The sequence below is a fragment of the Leclercia sp. J807 genome (assembly GCF_009734465.1).
GTDB lineage: Bacteria > Pseudomonadota > Gammaproteobacteria > Enterobacterales > Enterobacteriaceae > Enterobacter.
In genome coordinates this window covers 4,102,634-4,118,372 of the sequence record NZ_CP046446.1, presented here as the reverse complement: position 1 = coordinate 4,118,372, position 15,739 = coordinate 4,102,634, and the positions used below count along the sequence as shown (strand labels likewise).

General features: G+C 53.9%; 19 protein-coding genes. 13 read left to right on the top strand and 6 right to left on the bottom strand.

Annotated features, from left to right (window positions below):
* Window positions 1-5: 5 nt before the first annotated feature.
* The 6 genes from mlaE to murA all read left to right on the top strand — a co-directional run bounded on the left by mlaE (window position 6) and on the right by murA (window position 3,978).
* Window positions 6-788, top strand: coding sequence for a lipid asymmetry maintenance ABC transporter permease subunit MlaE (gene mlaE / locus GNG26_RS19500; protein WP_103824932.1), 783 nt, complete (start codon window positions 6-8; stop codon window positions 786-788).
* A gap of 4 nt (window positions 789-792) precedes the next feature.
* Window positions 793-1,353, top strand: coding sequence for an outer membrane lipid asymmetry maintenance protein MlaD (gene mlaD, locus GNG26_RS19495; protein ID WP_103824983.1), 561 nt, complete (start codon window positions 793-795; stop codon window positions 1,351-1,353).
* Window positions 1,354-1,356: 3 nt separating this feature from the next.
* Window positions 1,357-1,992, top strand: a complete 636-nt coding sequence (mlaC, locus tag GNG26_RS19490) for a phospholipid-binding protein MlaC (protein ID WP_103177184.1) — start codon at window positions 1,357-1,359, stop codon at window positions 1,990-1,992.
* Complete coding sequence (gene mlaB, locus GNG26_RS19485; protein WP_156239823.1) at window positions 1,992-2,285, top strand: lipid asymmetry maintenance protein MlaB; 294 nt, start codon at window positions 1,992-1,994, stop codon at window positions 2,283-2,285. The genes mlaC and mlaB overlap by 1 nt, the downstream gene beginning before the upstream one ends.
* A gap of 126 nt (window positions 2,286-2,411) precedes the next feature.
* Window positions 2,412-2,666 carry a BolA family iron metabolism protein IbaG gene (gene ibaG / locus GNG26_RS19480; RefSeq protein WP_103177182.1) on the top strand — a complete coding sequence of 85 codons (255 nt, stop codon included), beginning with the start codon at window positions 2,412-2,414 and terminating at the stop codon, window positions 2,664-2,666.
* A 52-nt stretch (window positions 2,667-2,718) separates the two neighbouring features.
* Window positions 2,719-3,978, top strand: a complete 1,260-nt coding sequence (gene murA, locus GNG26_RS19475; RefSeq protein WP_103824931.1) for a UDP-N-acetylglucosamine 1-carboxyvinyltransferase — start codon at window positions 2,719-2,721, stop codon at window positions 3,976-3,978.
* A 60-nt stretch (window positions 3,979-4,038) separates the two neighbouring features.
* Here the strand turns inward: murA and sfsB are convergent, their stop codons facing one another.
* Together sfsB and ispB are read right to left on the bottom strand one after the other, a co-directional pair.
* Window positions 4,039-4,326 carry a DNA-binding transcriptional regulator SfsB gene (gene sfsB / locus GNG26_RS19470; RefSeq protein ID WP_103824930.1) on the bottom strand — a complete coding sequence of 96 codons (288 nt, stop codon included), beginning with the start codon at window positions 4,324-4,326 and terminating at the stop codon, window positions 4,039-4,041.
* Window positions 4,327-4,555: 229 nt separating this feature from the next.
* Window positions 4,556-5,527 carry an octaprenyl diphosphate synthase gene (gene ispB, locus GNG26_RS19465; RefSeq protein ID WP_103824929.1) on the bottom strand — a complete coding sequence of 324 codons (972 nt, stop codon included), beginning with the start codon at window positions 5,525-5,527 and terminating at the stop codon, window positions 4,556-4,558.
* A gap of 256 nt (window positions 5,528-5,783) precedes the next feature.
* Between ispB and rplU the strand changes: the two genes are divergently transcribed.
* The 4 genes from rplU (at window position 5,784) to cgtA (ending at window position 8,612) form a co-directional block, all read left to right on the top strand.
* Window positions 5,784-6,095, top strand: a complete 312-nt coding sequence (gene rplU, locus GNG26_RS19460; protein ID WP_042325074.1) for a 50S ribosomal protein L21 — start codon at window positions 5,784-5,786, stop codon at window positions 6,093-6,095.
* A 19-nt stretch (window positions 6,096-6,114) separates the two neighbouring features.
* Window positions 6,115-6,372 (top strand): 50S ribosomal protein L27, encoded by a 258-nt coding sequence (gene rpmA / locus GNG26_RS19455; RefSeq protein WP_007673187.1) that lies wholly within the window; start codon window positions 6,115-6,117, stop codon window positions 6,370-6,372.
* A 96-nt stretch (window positions 6,373-6,468) separates the two neighbouring features.
* Window positions 6,469-7,443 carry a DMT family transporter gene (locus GNG26_RS19450; protein ID WP_103824928.1) on the top strand — a complete coding sequence of 325 codons (975 nt, stop codon included), beginning with the start codon at window positions 6,469-6,471 and terminating at the stop codon, window positions 7,441-7,443.
* Window positions 7,440-8,612 (top strand): Obg family GTPase CgtA, encoded by a 1,173-nt coding sequence (gene cgtA / locus GNG26_RS19445; RefSeq protein WP_103824927.1) that lies wholly within the window; start codon window positions 7,440-7,442, stop codon window positions 8,610-8,612. Before GNG26_RS19450 ends, cgtA begins: the two co-directional genes overlap by 4 nt.
* A 32-nt stretch (window positions 8,613-8,644) precedes the next feature.
* Here cgtA and pmrB read toward each other — a convergent pair whose 3' ends face one another.
* The 3 genes from pmrB to dacB are packed head-to-tail and all read right to left on the bottom strand — an operon-like array spanning window position 8,645 to window position 11,783.
* Window positions 8,645-9,688, bottom strand: a complete 1,044-nt coding sequence (gene pmrB / locus GNG26_RS19440; protein WP_103824926.1) for a two-component system sensor histidine kinase PmrB — start codon at window positions 9,686-9,688, stop codon at window positions 8,645-8,647.
* Window positions 9,685-10,347 carry a two-component system response regulator PmrA gene (gene pmrA, locus GNG26_RS19435; protein WP_103177176.1) on the bottom strand — a complete coding sequence of 221 codons (663 nt, stop codon included), beginning with the start codon at window positions 10,345-10,347 and terminating at the stop codon, window positions 9,685-9,687. The genes pmrB and pmrA overlap by 4 nt, the downstream gene beginning before the upstream one ends.
* A 2-nt stretch (window positions 10,348-10,349) precedes the next feature.
* Window positions 10,350-11,783 carry a serine-type D-Ala-D-Ala carboxypeptidase gene (gene dacB / locus GNG26_RS19430; RefSeq protein ID WP_103824925.1) on the bottom strand — a complete coding sequence of 478 codons (1,434 nt, stop codon included), beginning with the start codon at window positions 11,781-11,783 and terminating at the stop codon, window positions 10,350-10,352.
* 246 nt (window positions 11,784-12,029) lie between these two features.
* Between dacB and greA the strand changes: the two genes are divergently transcribed.
* A complete protein-coding gene (gene greA, locus GNG26_RS19425; protein ID WP_103177174.1) occupies window positions 12,030-12,506 on the top strand; it encodes a transcription elongation factor GreA in 477 nt (158 codons plus the stop codon).
* Window positions 12,507-12,658: 152 nt separating this feature from the next.
* Here the strand turns inward: greA and yhbY are convergent, their stop codons facing one another.
* Window positions 12,659-12,952, bottom strand: a complete 294-nt coding sequence (yhbY, locus tag GNG26_RS19420; protein WP_032614629.1) for a ribosome assembly RNA-binding protein YhbY — start codon at window positions 12,950-12,952, stop codon at window positions 12,659-12,661.
* A 122-nt stretch (window positions 12,953-13,074) separates the two neighbouring features.
* On the opposite strand from yhbY, the gene rlmE reads away from it, so the two are divergent.
* Window positions 13,075-13,701 carry a 23S rRNA (uridine(2552)-2'-O)-methyltransferase RlmE gene (gene rlmE / locus GNG26_RS19415; protein WP_103177173.1) on the top strand — a complete coding sequence of 209 codons (627 nt, stop codon included), beginning with the start codon at window positions 13,075-13,077 and terminating at the stop codon, window positions 13,699-13,701.
* Window positions 13,702-13,803: 102 nt separating this feature from the next.
* A complete protein-coding gene (gene ftsH, locus GNG26_RS19410) occupies window positions 13,804-15,738 on the top strand; it encodes an ATP-dependent zinc metalloprotease FtsH (RefSeq protein ID WP_039031647.1) in 1,935 nt (644 codons plus the stop codon).
* Window position 15,739: the final 1 nt, after the last annotated feature.

Genomic DNA, 15,739 nt, shown 5'->3' with positions numbered 1-15,739 from the left:
CACTCATGCTGTTAAATGCGTTGGCCGCTCTCGGACACCGTGGCATAAAAACCATCAGGACGTTCGGGCGTGCCGGGTTGATGTTATTCAATGCGCTGGTCGGGAAACCGGAATTCCGCAAACATGCCCCTCTGCTGGTACGCCAGCTGTATAATGTCGGCGTGCTGTCGATGCTCATTATCATCGTTTCCGGGGTCTTTATCGGGATGGTGCTGGGGCTGCAGGGGTATCTGGTTCTCACTACCTACAGCGCAGAAACCAGCCTCGGAATGCTGGTGGCGCTCTCCCTGCTGCGTGAGCTGGGACCGGTGGTCGCCGCGCTGTTATTCGCAGGACGTGCCGGTTCGGCGCTGACCGCTGAAATCGGCCTGATGCGCGCCACGGAGCAGCTCTCCAGTATGGAAATGATGGCCGTGGATCCGCTGCGTCGGGTCATCTCGCCGCGCTTCTGGGCCGGTATGATTTCGCTGCCGCTGTTAACTATCCTCTTTGTCGCGGTCGGCATCTGGGGCGGTTCGATGGTTGGCGTGCAGTGGAAAGGGATCGATGCCGGTTTCTTCTGGTCAGCGATGCAGGGCGCCGTTGACTGGCGTCTGGATCTGGTTAACTGCCTGATTAAAAGCGCAGTATTTGCTGTGACGATCACCTGGATTGCGCTGTTCAACGGCTACGATGCGATCCCGACGTCTGCCGGTATCAGCCGGGCAACTACACGTACCGTTGTTCATTCGTCGCTGGCCATACTGGCTCTGGATTTTGTGCTCACCGCACTGATGTTTGGGAAATGAGTTCATGCAAACGAAAAAAGTAGAAATTTGGGTTGGCGTATTTGTCCTGCTGGCGCTGCTGGCAGCACTCTTTTTAAGCTTTAAAGTGGCGGACGTAACGACCATCCGCACCGAGCCGACATACCGCATTTATGCCACCTTCGATAACATCGGTGGCCTGAAGAGCCGTTCTCCGGTGCGTATTGGCGGGGTAGTGGTAGGGCGTGTGGCCGATATCACCCTCGATGAGAAAACCTATCTGCCGCGCGTCGCGCTGGATATTGAAGAACGTTACAACCACATCCCGGATACCAGCTCCCTCTCTATCCGTACATCCGGCCTGTTAGGGGAACAATACCTGGCGCTGAACATCGGTTTTGACGATCCCGAACTGGGAACGTCTATCCTTAAGGACGGTGGCGTGATTCAGGATACGAAGTCAGCCATGGTGCTGGAAGATATGATTGGTCAGTTCCTTTACAACAGCAACAGTAAAGGGGGTGACGAGAATCAAGCTGCGCAGACCCCTGCGCAGAGTGACATTACGCCGCCTGTTGGCACGACGAATTCATCTCAGGAGAAGTAATTCATGATTAAACGACTGTTAATGGTTGCCATGCTGATGATTGCCCCTCTGACTGCAGCTAACGCAGCCGATCAGAGCAATCCTTATCAACAGATGAATGAGGCAGCAAAGAAAACCTTCGATCGCCTTAAAAATGAGCAGCCAAAGATCCGCTCCAATCCTGACTATCTGCGTGATGTGGTTGACCAGGAACTGCTGCCATATGTCCAGGTGAAATATGCCGGTGCGCTGGTGCTGGGCCGTTACTACAAAGACGCAACGCCTGCGCAGCGCGAAGCCTATTTCGCTGCGTTCCGTGAATATCTGAAGCAGGCCTACGGTCAGGCTCTCGCCATGTACCACGGTCAGACGTATCAGATCGCACCGGAGCAGCCGCTGGGTTCTGCGACCATCGTGCCTATCCGCGTGACCATCGTCGATCCGAACGGTCGTCCGCCAGTGCGTCTGGATTTCCAGTGGCGTAAGAACACCCAGAGCGGTAACTGGCAGGCTTACGACATGATTGCCGAAGGCGTCAGCATGATCACCACCAAGCAGAACGAATGGAGCGATCTGCTGCGTACCAAGGGCATTGATGGTCTGACCGCACAGCTGAACAGCATCGCACGTCAGAAAATTACCCTGGAAGGAAACAAGTAATTATGTCGCAGCTGAGCTGGACCCGTGAGGGTGAGACGTTATTACTCTCAGGCGAGCTGGATCAGGATTATCTGAATCCTCTGTGGGATGCGCGGGACGATGCCATGAGGGGAGTTTCCCGAATCGACCTGAGCGGTATCTCTCGTGTGGATACGGCGGGTGTGGCGTTGCTGGTTCATCTGGTCTCAACGGGCAAGCAGCAGGGCATCCCGGTGACGCTTTCGGGCGTCAGCGACAATGTCGTCATCCTGGCCCAGCTCTATAATCTGCCGGAAGACGTATTGCCCCGCTAATTTTTTCAGTACGTTACTATCAAAAGCCCTGACAGTTTCATCGTCGGGGCTTTTTGCTTATTTAAGACCGCGCCACTTTGCTCTAAGATGTTGGGCTTGTTTTCACTACCAGATGATATAGAACCCATGGAAAATCATGAAATCCAGACAGTGCTGATGAACGCACTCGCCCTTCAGGAAGTCCACGTCTCCGGCGACGGCAGCCACTTTCAGGTTATTGCTGTGGGTGAGATTTTTGACGGCATGAGCCGCGTGAAGAAGCAGCAGGCTGTCTATGCGCCGCTGATGGAATATATCGCGGATAATCGTATCCATGCCCTGTCGATTAAGGCGTTTACCCCTACAGAGTGGGCACGCGATCGCAAACTAAACGGTTTTTGAGCTGAGGGTGATTTGCCCGCAGCACGGTTGAATTCATACAGAGAGTAATTACATGGACAAATTTCGTGTTCAGGGGCCGACGCGTCTCCAGGGCGAAGTCACAATTTCCGGCGCTAAAAATGCCGCGCTGCCGATCCTCTTCGCCGCACTGCTTGCGGAAGAGCCGGTAGAGATCCAGAACGTACCAAAGCTGAAAGACATTGATACCACCATGAAACTGCTCGGCCAGTTGGGTACCAAGGTTGAGCGTAACGGATCCGTATGGATCGATGCCAGCAACGTGAATAACTTTTCCGCCCCTTACGATCTGGTGAAGACCATGCGCGCATCCATCTGGGCGCTGGGTCCGCTGGTGGCCCGTTTTGGACAGGGCCAGGTCTCTCTGCCGGGCGGTTGCGCCATTGGCGCGCGTCCGGTGGACCTGCACATTTTTGGCCTTGAGAAGCTGGGCGCAGAAATTAAGCTGGAAGAGGGCTACGTAAAGGCCTCCGTGAATGGCCGTCTGAAAGGCGCCCACATCGTGATGGACAAAGTAAGCGTTGGCGCTACCGTCACCATCATGTCCGCAGCGACGCTGGCCGAAGGCACCACCATCATCGAGAACGCCGCGCGCGAGCCGGAGATTGTGGATACTGCGAACTTCCTGAATACGCTGGGCGCGAAGATCACCGGTCAAGGCACCGACCGTATTACCATTGAAGGCGTTGAGCGTCTGGGTGGCGGCGTATATCGCGTCCTGCCTGACCGTATCGAAACCGGGACCTTCCTGGTCGCCGCAGCCATCTCCGGCGGTAAGATCGTCTGCCGCAACGCCCAGCCTGATACGCTGGATGCGGTACTGGCAAAACTCCGCGAAGCCGGTGCCGATGTTGAAACCGGCGAAGACTGGATCAGCCTGGATATGCACGGTAAACGTCCGAAAGCCGTTAACGTACGTACCTCTCCGCATCCGGCATTCCCGACCGATATGCAGGCCCAGTTTACTCTGCTGAACCTGGTGGCGGAAGGGACGGGTGTGATCACTGAAACGATCTTTGAAAACCGTTTTATGCATGTACCGGAACTGATCCGTATGGGCGCACACGCTGAGATCGAAAGTAACACCGTGATCTGTCATGGCGTGGAAAAACTGTCTGGTGCTCAGGTGATGGCAACCGATCTGCGTGCTTCTGCGAGCCTGGTGCTGGCAGGTTGTATTGCGGAAGGGACGACGCTGGTGGATCGTATTTATCACATCGATCGCGGCTATGAACGCATTGAAGATAAACTGCGCGCGCTGGGTGCAAATATTGAGCGTGTAAAAGGCGAGTAATCGTTCCGGCAGCCCCCTGCCAAAATGACCGGGGGGTTGCTATTCCCGTTTACAAGAGCGTCATTCCTGGCGCTCTTTTTCTTGTTTCTTATGGCGCATCATGCGCGTTCTGTCGACAAACTCGTGAGTGATGGGGTCGTGGTAGCGTGATGGCCAGATAACCCAAGGGTCGGTGCCGAGCGCTGTAGCAATGATCAATTCTCCCTTTGGCCAGGGGCGCGTTAGCGCATTTGCAAGGGTGGATGAACTCAGGCCATTACGGCGGGATTCTGCAGCAAGTGATGTTCCCTTTTTGCGCAGCGCGGCGATGATATCGGCCGAGTGCCAGTCGGTAAATTTCTTATCCATTCAGCTATCCCTCTGTTCGGGTACGTGTACGTCATTTCCTCTTAAATGACAGTGTTACTATACCTTCTTCAAACATCGGTTCTAAAAAGTTCGCATTACAGGAGGCAATATTCGGATTTTACCAGGGCTTTAATCATGCGGCCTGTAAGGGGATTATTTAACAATTTCATGGATAAAAATTGGAACTTACTAGAACTCTCTTTTTACATAAAAGAGAGTTCATCGGGGGTTATCGATCGCGCTGAACAGCAATATGCGCGAGGCCGATCAGGGCGTCTCGCCATGGGCTGTCAGGGATGACCTGAAGTGCGGCAATGGCTTTATCCGCTTCTTCCTCAGCACGCTGGCGCGTCCATTCCAGGGAACCACAGGTTGCCATTGCTTCCAGTACAGGTTCCAGAAGATGTCGACCGTTTCCTTGCTCAATCGCTTCGCGAATAAGCTTAGCCTGTTCAGGGGTGCCGTGACGCATAGCATGCAGCAGCGGCAGCGTCGGTTTGCCTTCATTAAGGTCATCACCGACGTTCTTGCCGAGCGTTTCGCCATCGGCGCTGTAGTCGAGCAGATCGTCGATCAGCTGGAAGGCGGTGCCAAGGTAGCGCCCGTAATCCTGCAGCCCACGCTCCTGCTCGTCAGTACAGCCGGCCAGAATACCGGAGCACTGCGCAGCGGCTTCGAACAGACGAGCGGTTTTGCTGTAGATCACCCGCATGTAGTTCTCTTCAGTGATGTCCGGGTCGTTGACGTTCATCAGCTGCAGAACTTCGCCTTCTGCAATGACGTTCACCGCTTTGGACATCACTTCCAGGATCTTCAGCGATCCCAGGCTGGTCATCATCTGGAAGGCGCGCGTATAGATAAAATCGCCTACCAGCACGCTGGCAGCATTACCAAACGCGGCGTTGGCGGTGGCTTTGCCACGACGCATGTCGGACTCATCGACAACGTCATCATGCAGCAGCGTGGCGGTATGGATAAATTCGATCAGCGCTGCGATCGTTACGTGCGCGTTCTCCTGATAGCCGACCGCTCGGGCGGCCAGCACAGCGATCATTGGACGGATGCGTTTACCCCCGCCGCTGACGATGTAATAACCCAACTGATTGATTAGTTGAACGTCAGAATCGAGCTGCTCCAGGATCGCTGCATTCACACCCGCCATATCTTGCGCGGTTAACTCATTGATTTTTTCTAAATTCATCGCAAAAGCCGGGCTTTAAGTCCTGTTTACCACATATCAAATGGGCTAACGAAGGGTTCGGTTTATCAATAGTAGCGCTGATTGTACTGAAAAAACGCGGCAGATAAACGTTACCGTACGTGTTGTGTTTTTTTTCTTCATGTATTGACTGTAGCACTTGTCAAAGGCTCGCGTTTTGCGTAATATTCGCGCCCTATTGTGAATATTTATAGCGCACTCTGAATCACACGAGGATGTGCGCGGAAGCGGAGTTTATATGTACGCGGTTTTCCAAAGTGGTGGTAAACAACACCGAGTAAGCGAAGGTCAGACCGTTCGCCTGGAAAAGCTGGACATCGCAACTGGCGAATCTATTGAATTCGCTGAAGTTCTGATGATCGCAAACGGTGAAGAAGTCAAAATCGGCGTTCCTTTCGTTGATGGCGGCGTTATCAAAGCTGAAGTTGTTGCTCATGGTCGTGGCGAGAAAGTTAAAATCGTTAAGTTTCGTCGTCGTAAACACTACCGTAAGCAGCAGGGCCACCGTCAGTGGTTCACTGATGTGAAAATTACTGGCATCAGCGCCTAAGACCTGAGGAGAGATTTAAATGGCACATAAAAAGGCTGGCGGCTCCACACGTAACGGTCGCGATTCAGAAGCTAAACGCCTCGGCGTTAAGCGTTTCGGTGGCGAAACCGTTCTGGCGGGTAGCATCATCGTTCGTCAGCGTGGTACTAAATTCCACGCTGGTAACAACGTAGGTTGCGGTCGTGACCACACTCTGTTTGCTAAAGCAGACGGTAAAGTGAAATTTGAAGTTAAAGGCCCGAACAACCGTAAATACATCAGCATTGTTGCTGAGTAAGGTTTTCTCGGTCCGGTAACGGATTAAAGCCCCGCAACGTGTTGCGGGGCTTTTTACATTGGAAACCCGGTAATTTTTTCGGTAGGGAAAACGGGCATGAAGCAGCAGGCCGGCATTGGTATTCTTTTGGCGCTCACTACCGCAATGTGCTGGGGTGCGCTGCCAATTGCAATGAAGCAGGTACTGGAAGTGATGGAGCCGCCAACGGTGGTCTTCTACCGCTTCCTGATGGCCGGTATTGGATTAGGTATTATCCTTGCGATAAAGGGTAAGCTTCCTCCGCTGCGTATCTTTCGCAAACCGCGCTGGCTGGTACTGCTGGCGATTGCGACAGGTGGTCTGTTCGGTAACTTCATTCTGTTCAGTTCTTCCCTGCAATACCTCAGTCCTACGGCCTCGCAGGTTATTGGCCAGCTCTCGCCGGTAGGCATGATGGTTGCCAGCGTCTTTATTCTGAAAGAGAAGATGCGCGGCACGCAGATTATCGGGGCACTGATGCTGCTTTGCGGTCTGGTGTTGTTCTTCAATACCAGTCTGATAGAGATTTTTACCCGCCTGACGGATTACACCTGGGGTGTAATTTTCGGGGTGGGCGCGGCGGCGGTATGGGTGAGTTATGGCGTCGCGCAAAAGGTGTTATTACGCCGTCTGGCGTCACAGCAGATTCTGTTTTTGCTGTACACTTTATGTACTATTGCCCTGTTGCCGCTGGCGAAGCCGGGAGTCATCTCCCAGTTAAGCGACTGGCAGCTGGCGTGTCTGATCTTTTGTGGTCTGAACACATTAGTGGGTTATGGCGCGCTGGCAGAAGCGATGGCGCGCTGGCAGGCAGCGCAGGTAAGTGCGCTGATTACGCTGACGCCACTGTTTACACTGTTATTTTCAGATTTATTATCAATGGCCTGGCCCGATTTCTTCGTCAAACCGATGTTAAACCTGTTGGCTTATCTCGGTGCGTTTGTCGTGGTTGCGGGCGCGATGTATTCCGCCATTGGTCATCGTCTTTGGGGACGTTGGCGCAAAAATGAAGCGGCCCCCGCTCAGGCGAATGATTTACGGAGAGTAAAATGAAGTTTGTTGATGAAGCAACGATCCTGGTCGTGGCAGGTGATGGCGGTAATGGTTGCGTAAGCTTCCGCCGCGAAAAATACATTCCCCGTGGCGGTCCTGATGGCGGCGACGGCGGCGACGGCGGTGACGTGTGGTTAGAGGCGGATGAAAACCTCAACACCCTGATCGACTACCGTTTCGAAAAATCATTCCGTGCTGAGCGCGGTCAGAATGGCCAGAGCCGTGACTGTACCGGTAAACGCGGGAAAGATGTCACGGTTAAAGTCCCTGTCGGAACGCGTGTTATCGATCAGGGCACGGGCGAAACCATGGGTGATATGACCAAACATGGTCAGCGCCTGATGGTCGCAAAGGGCGGCTGGCACGGTCTGGGTAATACCCGTTTCAAATCCTCCGTTAACCGTACGCCGCGTCAGAAGACGATGGGTACCCCGGGTGATAAGCGCGATCTGCAGCTGGAACTGATGCTGCTGGCGGACGTGGGCATGCTGGGGATGCCAAACGCAGGTAAATCCACCTTTATCCGTGCTGTCTCTGCGGCCAAACCAAAAGTGGCCGACTATCCGTTTACGACCCTGGTACCAAGCCTCGGCGTAGTGCGTATGGACAACGAGAAGAGCTTCGTCGTGGCCGATATCCCGGGCCTGATCGAAGGCGCTGCCGAAGGGGCGGGCTTAGGTATTCGCTTCCTGAAGCACCTTGAGCGTTGCCGCGTTCTGCTGCACCTCATCGATATCGATCCAATCGACGGTTCCGATCCGGTGGAAAACGCCCGTATCATTATCGGCGAGCTGGAAAAATACAGCGACAAACTGGCTGCCAAGCCGCGCTGGCTGGTCTTTAACAAGATCGACCTGATGGATAAAGCGGAAGCCGAAGCGAAGGCGAAAGCCATTGCCGAAGCGATGGGCTGGGAAGACAAGTACTATCTCATCTCCGCCGCAAGCCAGATGGGCGTGAAAGAGCTGTGCTGGGATGTGATGACCTTCATCATCGAGAACCCGGTAACGCAGGCAGAAGAAGCGAAACAGCCTGAGAAAGTCGAATTCATGTGGGATGACTACCACCGTCAGCAGCTTGAAGAGCAGGCGGAAGAAGACGACGAAGAGTGGGATGACGACTGGGATGAAGATGACGAAGAAGGCGTCGAATTCATCTATAAGCGTTAAAACCATCAAGAGCCCCCTATCAAGGGGGCTTTTTAGTTCAGTGTTTCAGGCAGCCAGCAGGTGACTATCAAGCCGCCTTCGGGGCGATTTTCCAGCGTCAGCTTGCCGCGATGCAGCTGTACAATACGCTGAACGATGCTCAGCCCCAGCCCGCTACCGCCATAGCGTTGATCGATGCGGCGAAACGGCTCGGTAATCGACTGGCGATGGGCTTCATCTATGCCAGGCCCCTGATCGCTGACGCTCACCTGCGTACCGCCGTCGACCTCCTGCATGGCGACTTCAATAGTGGTTCCCGCCGGGCTGTAACGCACCGCGTTTTCCAGCAAATTACGTAACATCAGCCGTAACAGGATTGCATCGCCCTGTACGTTCTGTGGGCTCGCCTGCGGCCAGACCAGGGTGTGATTTTTCGCCTCATTCTCCAGCGCCAGCGGCGCAATAATGGCTTCGCTCCAGTTAACCGTATCATAGTGGCCGCTGGCCATAGCTTGCCCCGCCCGGGCCAGCATTAGCAGTTGCTCTACGGTATGCATCAGTTGATCGATTCGGGCAATCAGCGTCGTCGCCTGGGGCGAGCCTGACTGCGCCATCAGCTCCAGATGCAGGCGAATACCCGCCAGGGGCGTACGCAGCTCATGCGCGGCATCAGCGGTGAACAGGCGCTCCTGCTGAATGGTTTGATCCAGTCGGGCGAGCAGCTGATTCAGCGAGGTGGTGACGGCGCCAATTTCCTCCATATCGGAGTACATCGGCAGCGGCGTAAGATTATCGGCAGAACGGTTCGCCAGGCTGGTACGTAACTGATTCAGCGGACGGGTGATCCAGCTGACGGCCCAGAAAGAGAAAAGCAGGGTAAACCCGACCATCACCAGCGAAGGGACCAGCAACGAGGCGATCGCCTCCCGGATCTCTTTCTCGACATGCTGGTTGCGGGATTTTGCCGACAGCGTCTCGCTCACCAGAAAGCTGATTTGCTCCCGGCTCTCATGCCAGAGCCAGATGACGCTGATCAGTTGAAAGAAAAGCAGAATGACTGCCAACAGCACCATCAGACGACGGCGCATGCTGTTCATTTTTGACTCTCAAGGCGATATCCCACGCCGCGTACCGTTTTGATCCGGTCTTTGCCCAGCTTGCGTCGCAGGTTATGAATATGCACTTCCAGCGTATTAGAGCCGGGGTCGTCCTGCCAGGAGTAAATATCCTGCTGTAAGGTTTCCCGGTGGACGGTCTGTCCGGTGCGCATAATCAGCCGGGTTAACAGGGCGAACTCTTTAGGGGTGACTTCGACCGGCTGGGACTGCTGTAACACCTGCTGGGTTTGCAGATTTAACGTCAGATCGCCATCGCTGAGCAGGTTATCGCTGTGCCCCTGATAGCGCCGGATCAACGCTCTGGCGCGCGCCTGGAGTTCCGCCAGCGCAAAGGGCTTGACCAGATAGTCATCGGCGCCGGAGTCCAGGCCGTTTATCCGGTCTTCCAGCGCGTCGCGGGCGGTCAGGATCAGCACAGGGTTATCGATACCCCGTCGGCGCCACTGGCTTAGCAGGGTGGCGCCGTCTTTATCCGGCAGGCCAAGATCGAGGATCACCAGACTGTATTCGCCGCTCTGGATAAGGCCATCAGCTTCGGCGGCGGTACCCGCGCAATCAAGCGTGTAGCCTTCAGCCGAGAGCGCCAGCGCCAGTCCTTCCTGCAACAGCAGATCGTCTTCAACAATGAGTAATTTCATCGCTAGTTGTTCTGATAAATGTCCTTGTAAAGCCGGCTTTCAAAGCGCACCAGCGGGATACGACGGTTACGTTGGTCGGCAGGTTCCACCGCGTAGCCAGAAAGATACTGCACAAATGCCATCCGCTGTCCGCTGGCGGTGGTGATAAATCCGGCAAGGTTATACACCCCCTGCAGGGAGCCCGTTTTGGCGGAGACTTTGCCATCGACGCCCGCGGCATGCAGGCCCGCACGGTACTGCAGGGAGCCGTCATAACCGGCGAGCGGCAGCATTGAGATAAAGTTTAGTTCAGTGTCGTGCTGAGCAATGTACTGAAGGACCTGCATCATGGTGGCAGGAGAGATCAGGTTATGGCGCGACAGACCTGAACCATCGACCGCGATGGTATTGCCAAGATCGATGCCAGCCTGCTGGCGGAGGATCTGACGAACCGCATCTGAACCGGCACGCCAGGTGCCAGGTACGCCAAAGCGGGCATGCCCAATCATGCGAAATACGGTATCGGCGATCATGTTGTCCGATTTTTTCAGCATGATCTTCAGCAGATCGTGCAGCGGCGCCGACTGCTTACTGGCAATCACGGTGCCGGGCTCGTTGCTCTGCGTCTGACGCAGCAGGGTACCGCTGTAAGTGATGTTGGCCTGCTTCAGTTCATTCTTGAGGATCGCCCCGGCATAGCTTGCGCCATCCTGAATGGCGAAGGCCAGCGGCAGCGGATCGGCCCGCTGCGTCAGGCAGCCGGTCAGGGTAAAGCGGTTCAAATCGCCCGGGACGACATCCAGTTCGCAGTACTGCGCTTCCGGGGAACCTTTCGCCAGGGTACGCACCTGGCTGAACATGTTGACCGGATAGTAAGAGGCCACCCGAATGAAGGCTAAATCGTTCGGTTTGGGGGCGCTGTATAACGAAATGGAGAAGCAGTTGCGATCGACGATCGCGGCCGCAGGCGGGGCGCTAAAGCACTGGGTCATGTCATTCCACGGCCAGCCGGGGGCTTTATCATGGCTGGCAAAAATGGATGTATCGATAAGCACATTGCCTTCAATGCGCTGTACACCAGACTTCTTTAGCACGGCGACCATGTTGCGGATATCCTGACGCTTAAATGTCGGATCGCCGCCAAAACGGGCAATAAGATCGCCTTTCAGCACGCCGTTCTCAACGTTGCCTTTGCTTTCAAGCGTGGTCGTAAAACGAAAGTCAGGCCCAAGCTGCAGCAGGGCGGCCAGCGCCGTGATCACCTTTTGGGTACTGGCAGGCAGAGCCATCTGCTGGCTGTGATAATCAATCTCAGGCGCCTGAGCCCCCACCTTTTGCACGACCAGGGCAAGATTGGCGCCATCGGGCAGCTGATTAATGTACTCGTCAACGTTCGCTGCCTGGACAGTGAACGCAATAGTGGTGGTCAATCCGATGATAAATCTGGAAAATCGCATAATCTCGCGCTAACAACCCGGAAACAAACCGTCATACTACGGCCCAACGCCCTGTAAAGTAAACGATGACCCATACTGAACTTCGCGTTAAAATACGTATCAAACTGAAAAATTGCTGCTGACCTGGAACATTGTTTCCGGGTCAGTTTTCTTTTGCTTCTGACCTGTGCCAGGCTGTGATGCCTGCGGGGCCAGTAGTCGGGTCGGTTAACCGTACCTAACAGGAATGTCAAAGAGGTATAACAAATGCAAGCTATTCCGATGACCTTACGTGGTGCTGAAAAACTGCGTGAAGAACTGGATTTTTTGAAATCTGTTCGCCGCCCTGAAATCATCGCCGCCATTGCGGAAGCACGTGAGCATGGCGATCTGAAAGAGAATGCTGAGTATCACGCCGCGCGTGAGCAGCAGGGGTTCTGCGAAGGGCGTATCAAAGATATCGAAGCCAAGCTGTCAAATGCGCAGGTGATTGATATCACAAAAATGCCAAATAACGGACGCGTGATTTTTGGCTCTACCGTCACCGTGATTAACCTGGATACGGACGAAGAGGTCTCCTACCGCATCGTGGGTGATGACGAGGCTGATTTTAAGCAGAATCTGATCTCAGTAAACTCGCCAATCGCACGCGGTCTGGTGGGTAAAGAACAGGACGATGTTGTCACTATCCGTACGCCAGGCGGCGAAGTGGAATTCGAAATTACCAAGGTTGATTACCTGTAATTCGCATCCCCGGACAGATGTTGATAGATTGTAAAGATAGGAAAAAGGCCGCATAGCGGCCTTTTATCAACTCAAGGAGCGTGGCATTTTGCTCACCTGCTAAAGAAAAACCCCTCGTTTTACACAGTAAATGTGTTCAATTCAGGATAATCTTAGCGTGGCAGCGAGATTTTACGCTCTTTAGATGGGCGGTAGAGCACCAGCGTTTTACCGATGACCTGTACATTACAGGCGCCGGTCTCGCGCACGATTGCTTCCACGATCAAGGTCTTGGTGTCTCTGTCTTCAGAGGCGATTTTCACCTTGATTAATTCGTGGTGCTCCAGCGCTTGTTCAATCTCGGCCAGTACCCCTTCGGTCAAACCATTGTTGCCAAGCATCACTACAGGCTTGAGCGGATGTGCCAGACCTTTAAGGTGCTGTTTTTGTTTAGTACTCAGATTCATCGTATATTTTTGCTTACGTTGGGATTGAAAACGGTTCATTCTACCGCCATCTCCCTAATATCGCCAAATTGCTGAGTGGAAATTTACACCACAGGCTACGATGAACCAGGACGGAAAGTTAAATGACAGGTAAAAAGCGTTCTGCTAGCTCGAGCCGCTGGCTCCAGGAACACTTTAGCGATAAATATGTTCAACAGGCACAGAAAAAGGGGTTACGTTCCCGTGCCTGGTTTAAACTTGATGAAATACAGCAAAGTGACAAACTCTTTAAACCGGGGATGACAGTTGTTGACCTCGGTGCAGCGCCCGGTGGATGGTCGCAATATGCGGTAACGCAAATCGGCGGAACGGGCCGAATTATCGCCTGCGATCTTTTACCTATGGATCCTATCGTTGGTGTGGACTTCCTTCAGGGCGATTTTCGTGATGAATTAGTACTGAAAGCGTTACTTGAACGGGTAGGTGACAGTAAAGTTCAGGTTGTCATGTCCGATATGGCGCCAAATATGTGCGGAACACCGGCGGTGGATATCCCCCGCTCCATGTATCTGGTAGAACTGGCGTTAGAAATGTGTCGTGATGTATTAGCGCCGGGTGGTAGTTTTTTAGTAAAGGTGTTCCAGGGCGAAGGTTTCGAGGAGTATCTGAAGGAAATTCGCTCCCTGTTTACGAAGGTCAAAGTTCGTAAACCGGACTCTTCGCGTGCGCGTTCACGTGAAGTGTATATTGTAGCGACCGGGCGAAAATGATAACCGGTGAATTTCAGGCGAAAGTTTGAAATAAATCGGATACAGAGTATCCTGACGCTGTTTTTAACACAGTTGTAATAAGAGGTTAATCCCTTGAGTGACATGGCGAAAAACCTAATACTCTGGCTGGTCATTGCCGTTGTGCTGATGTCAGTATTCCAGAGCTTTGGGCCCAGCGAGTCTAATGGCCGTAAGGTGGACTACTCTACCTTCCTGCAAGAGGTCAACCAGGATCAGGTTCGCGAAGCGCGTATCAACGGACGTGAGATCAACGTTACCAAGAAAGATAGTAACCGTTACACGACTTACATTCCGGTGAACGATCCTAAGCTGCTTGATAACCTGCTGACTAAAAACGTCAAGGTTGTCGGCGAGCCGCCGGAAGAGCCAAGCCTGCTGGCTTCTATCTTCATTTCCTGGTTCCCGATGCTGCTGCTTATCGGCGTCTGGATCTTCTTTATGCGTCAGATGCAGGGCGGCGGTGGCAAAGGCGCCATGTCGTTCGGCAAGAGCAAGGCGCGTATGCTGACGGAAGACCAGATCAAAACCACTTTTGCTGACGTTGCAGGTTGCGACGAAGCGAAAGAAGAGGTGGGTGAACTGGTTGAATACCTGCGTGAGCCGAGCCGTTTCCAGAAACTGGGCGGTAAGATCCCGAAAGGCGTTCTGATGGTAGGTCCTCCTGGTACCGGTAAAACCCTGCTGGCGAAAGCCATCGCAGGTGAAGCGAAGGTGCCGTTCTTTACCATTTCCGGTTCTGACTTCGTTGAAATGTTCGTGGGTGTGGGTGCATCTCGTGTGCGTGACATGTTCGAACAGGCCAAGAAAGCCGCACCGTGCATCATCTTCATCGATGAAATCGACGCCGTAGGCCGCCAGCGTGGCGCGGGCCTGGGCGGTGGTCACGATGAACGTGAGCAGACGCTGAACCAGATGCTGGTTGAGATGGATGGCTTTGAAGGTAACGAAGGCATTATCGTTATCGCGGCAACTAACCGTCCGGACGTTCTTGACCCTGCGCTGCTGCGTCCAGGTCGTTTTGACCGTCAGGTTGTGGTTGGTCTGCCAGACGTTCGTGGTCGTGAGCAGATCCTGAAAGTGCATATGCGTCGCGTACCGCTCTCTCCGGACATCGATGCGGCAATCATTGCGCGCGGTACGCCAGGCTTCTCCGGTGCGGATCTGGCTAACCTGGTGAACGAAGCTGCACTGTTTGCTGCCCGCGGCAACAAGCGTGTGGTCTCCATGGTGGAGTTCGAGAAAGCGAAAGACAAAATCATGATGGGTGCGGAACGTCGCTCCATGGTGATGACGGAAGCGCAGAAAGAGTCCACGGCTTACCACGAAGCGGGCCACGCGATTATTGGTCGCCTGGTGCCGGAACACGATCCGGTGCATAAAGTAACCATTATTCCACGTGGCCGTGCGCTGGGCGTTACGTTCTTCCTGCCGGAAGGCGATGCAATCAGTGCCAGCCGCCAGAAACTGGAAAGCCAGATTTCAACCCTCTACGGTGGTCGTCTGGCAGAAGAAATTATCTACGGTGTGGAACATGTTTCGACCGGTGCGTCTAACGACATTAAAGTCGCGACCAACCTGGCCCGTAACATGGTGACCCAGTGGGGCTTCTCCGACAAACTTGGTCCGCTGCTCTATGCGGAAGAAGAAGGCGAAGTGTTCCTCGGCCGCAGCGTGGCGAAAGCGAAACATATGTCCGATGAAACAGCCCGTATCATCGACCAGGAAGTGAAAGCGCTGATTGAACGTAACTACGGTCGCGCTCGTCAGATCCTGAATGACAATATGGATATCCTGCACGCCATGAAAGATGCGCTCATGAAATATGAGACCATCGATGCGCCGCAGATTGACGACCTGATGGCTCGCCGTGATGTTCGTCCGCCTGCGGGCTGGGAAGATCCAGGTGCCTCTAACAACTCTGACAACAACGGTACGCCACGTGCGCCGCGTCCGGTCGATGAACCGCGTACGCCAAACCCGGGCAACACTATGTCAGAACAGTTGGGCGACAAATAAG

Coding starts and splice junctions, on each gene's coding strand:
- ibaG (WP_103177182.1), top strand. CDS start 2,412: ATGGAAAATCATGAAATCCAGACAGTGCTGATGAACGCACTCGCCCTT.
- mlaE (WP_103824932.1), top strand. CDS start 6: ATGCTGTTAAATGCGTTGGCCGCTCTCGGACACCGTGGCATAAAAACC.
- mlaC (WP_103177184.1), top strand. CDS start 1,357: ATGATTAAACGACTGTTAATGGTTGCCATGCTGATGATTGCCCCTCTG.
- ispB (WP_103824929.1), bottom strand. CDS start 5,527: ATGAATTTAGAAAAAATCAATGAGTTAACCGCGCAAGATATGGCGGGT.
- sfsB (WP_103824930.1), bottom strand. CDS start 4,326: ATGGATAAGAAATTTACCGACTGGCACTCGGCCGATATCATCGCCGCG.
- dacB (WP_103824925.1), bottom strand. CDS start 11,783: ATGCGATTTTCCAGATTTATCATCGGATTGACCACCACTATTGCGTTC.
- rlmE (WP_103177173.1), top strand. CDS start 13,075: ATGACAGGTAAAAAGCGTTCTGCTAGCTCGAGCCGCTGGCTCCAGGAA.
- pmrA (WP_103177176.1), bottom strand. CDS start 10,347: ATGAAATTACTCATTGTTGAAGACGATCTGCTGTTGCAGGAAGGACTG.
- yhbY (WP_032614629.1), bottom strand. CDS start 12,952: ATGAATCTGAGTACTAAACAAAAACAGCACCTTAAAGGTCTGGCACAT.
- murA (WP_103824931.1), top strand. CDS start 2,719: ATGGACAAATTTCGTGTTCAGGGGCCGACGCGTCTCCAGGGCGAAGTC.
- GNG26_RS19450 (WP_103824928.1), top strand. CDS start 6,469: ATGAAGCAGCAGGCCGGCATTGGTATTCTTTTGGCGCTCACTACCGCA.
- rpmA (WP_007673187.1), top strand. CDS start 6,115: ATGGCACATAAAAAGGCTGGCGGCTCCACACGTAACGGTCGCGATTCA.
- ftsH (WP_039031647.1), top strand. CDS start 13,804: ATGGCGAAAAACCTAATACTCTGGCTGGTCATTGCCGTTGTGCTGATG.
- greA (WP_103177174.1), top strand. CDS start 12,030: ATGCAAGCTATTCCGATGACCTTACGTGGTGCTGAAAAACTGCGTGAA.
- rplU (WP_042325074.1), top strand. CDS start 5,784: ATGTACGCGGTTTTCCAAAGTGGTGGTAAACAACACCGAGTAAGCGAA.
- pmrB (WP_103824926.1), bottom strand. CDS start 9,688: ATGAACAGCATGCGCCGTCGTCTGATGGTGCTGTTGGCAGTCATTCTG.
- mlaD (WP_103824983.1), top strand. CDS start 793: ATGCAAACGAAAAAAGTAGAAATTTGGGTTGGCGTATTTGTCCTGCTG.
- cgtA (WP_103824927.1), top strand. CDS start 7,440: ATGAAGTTTGTTGATGAAGCAACGATCCTGGTCGTGGCAGGTGATGGC.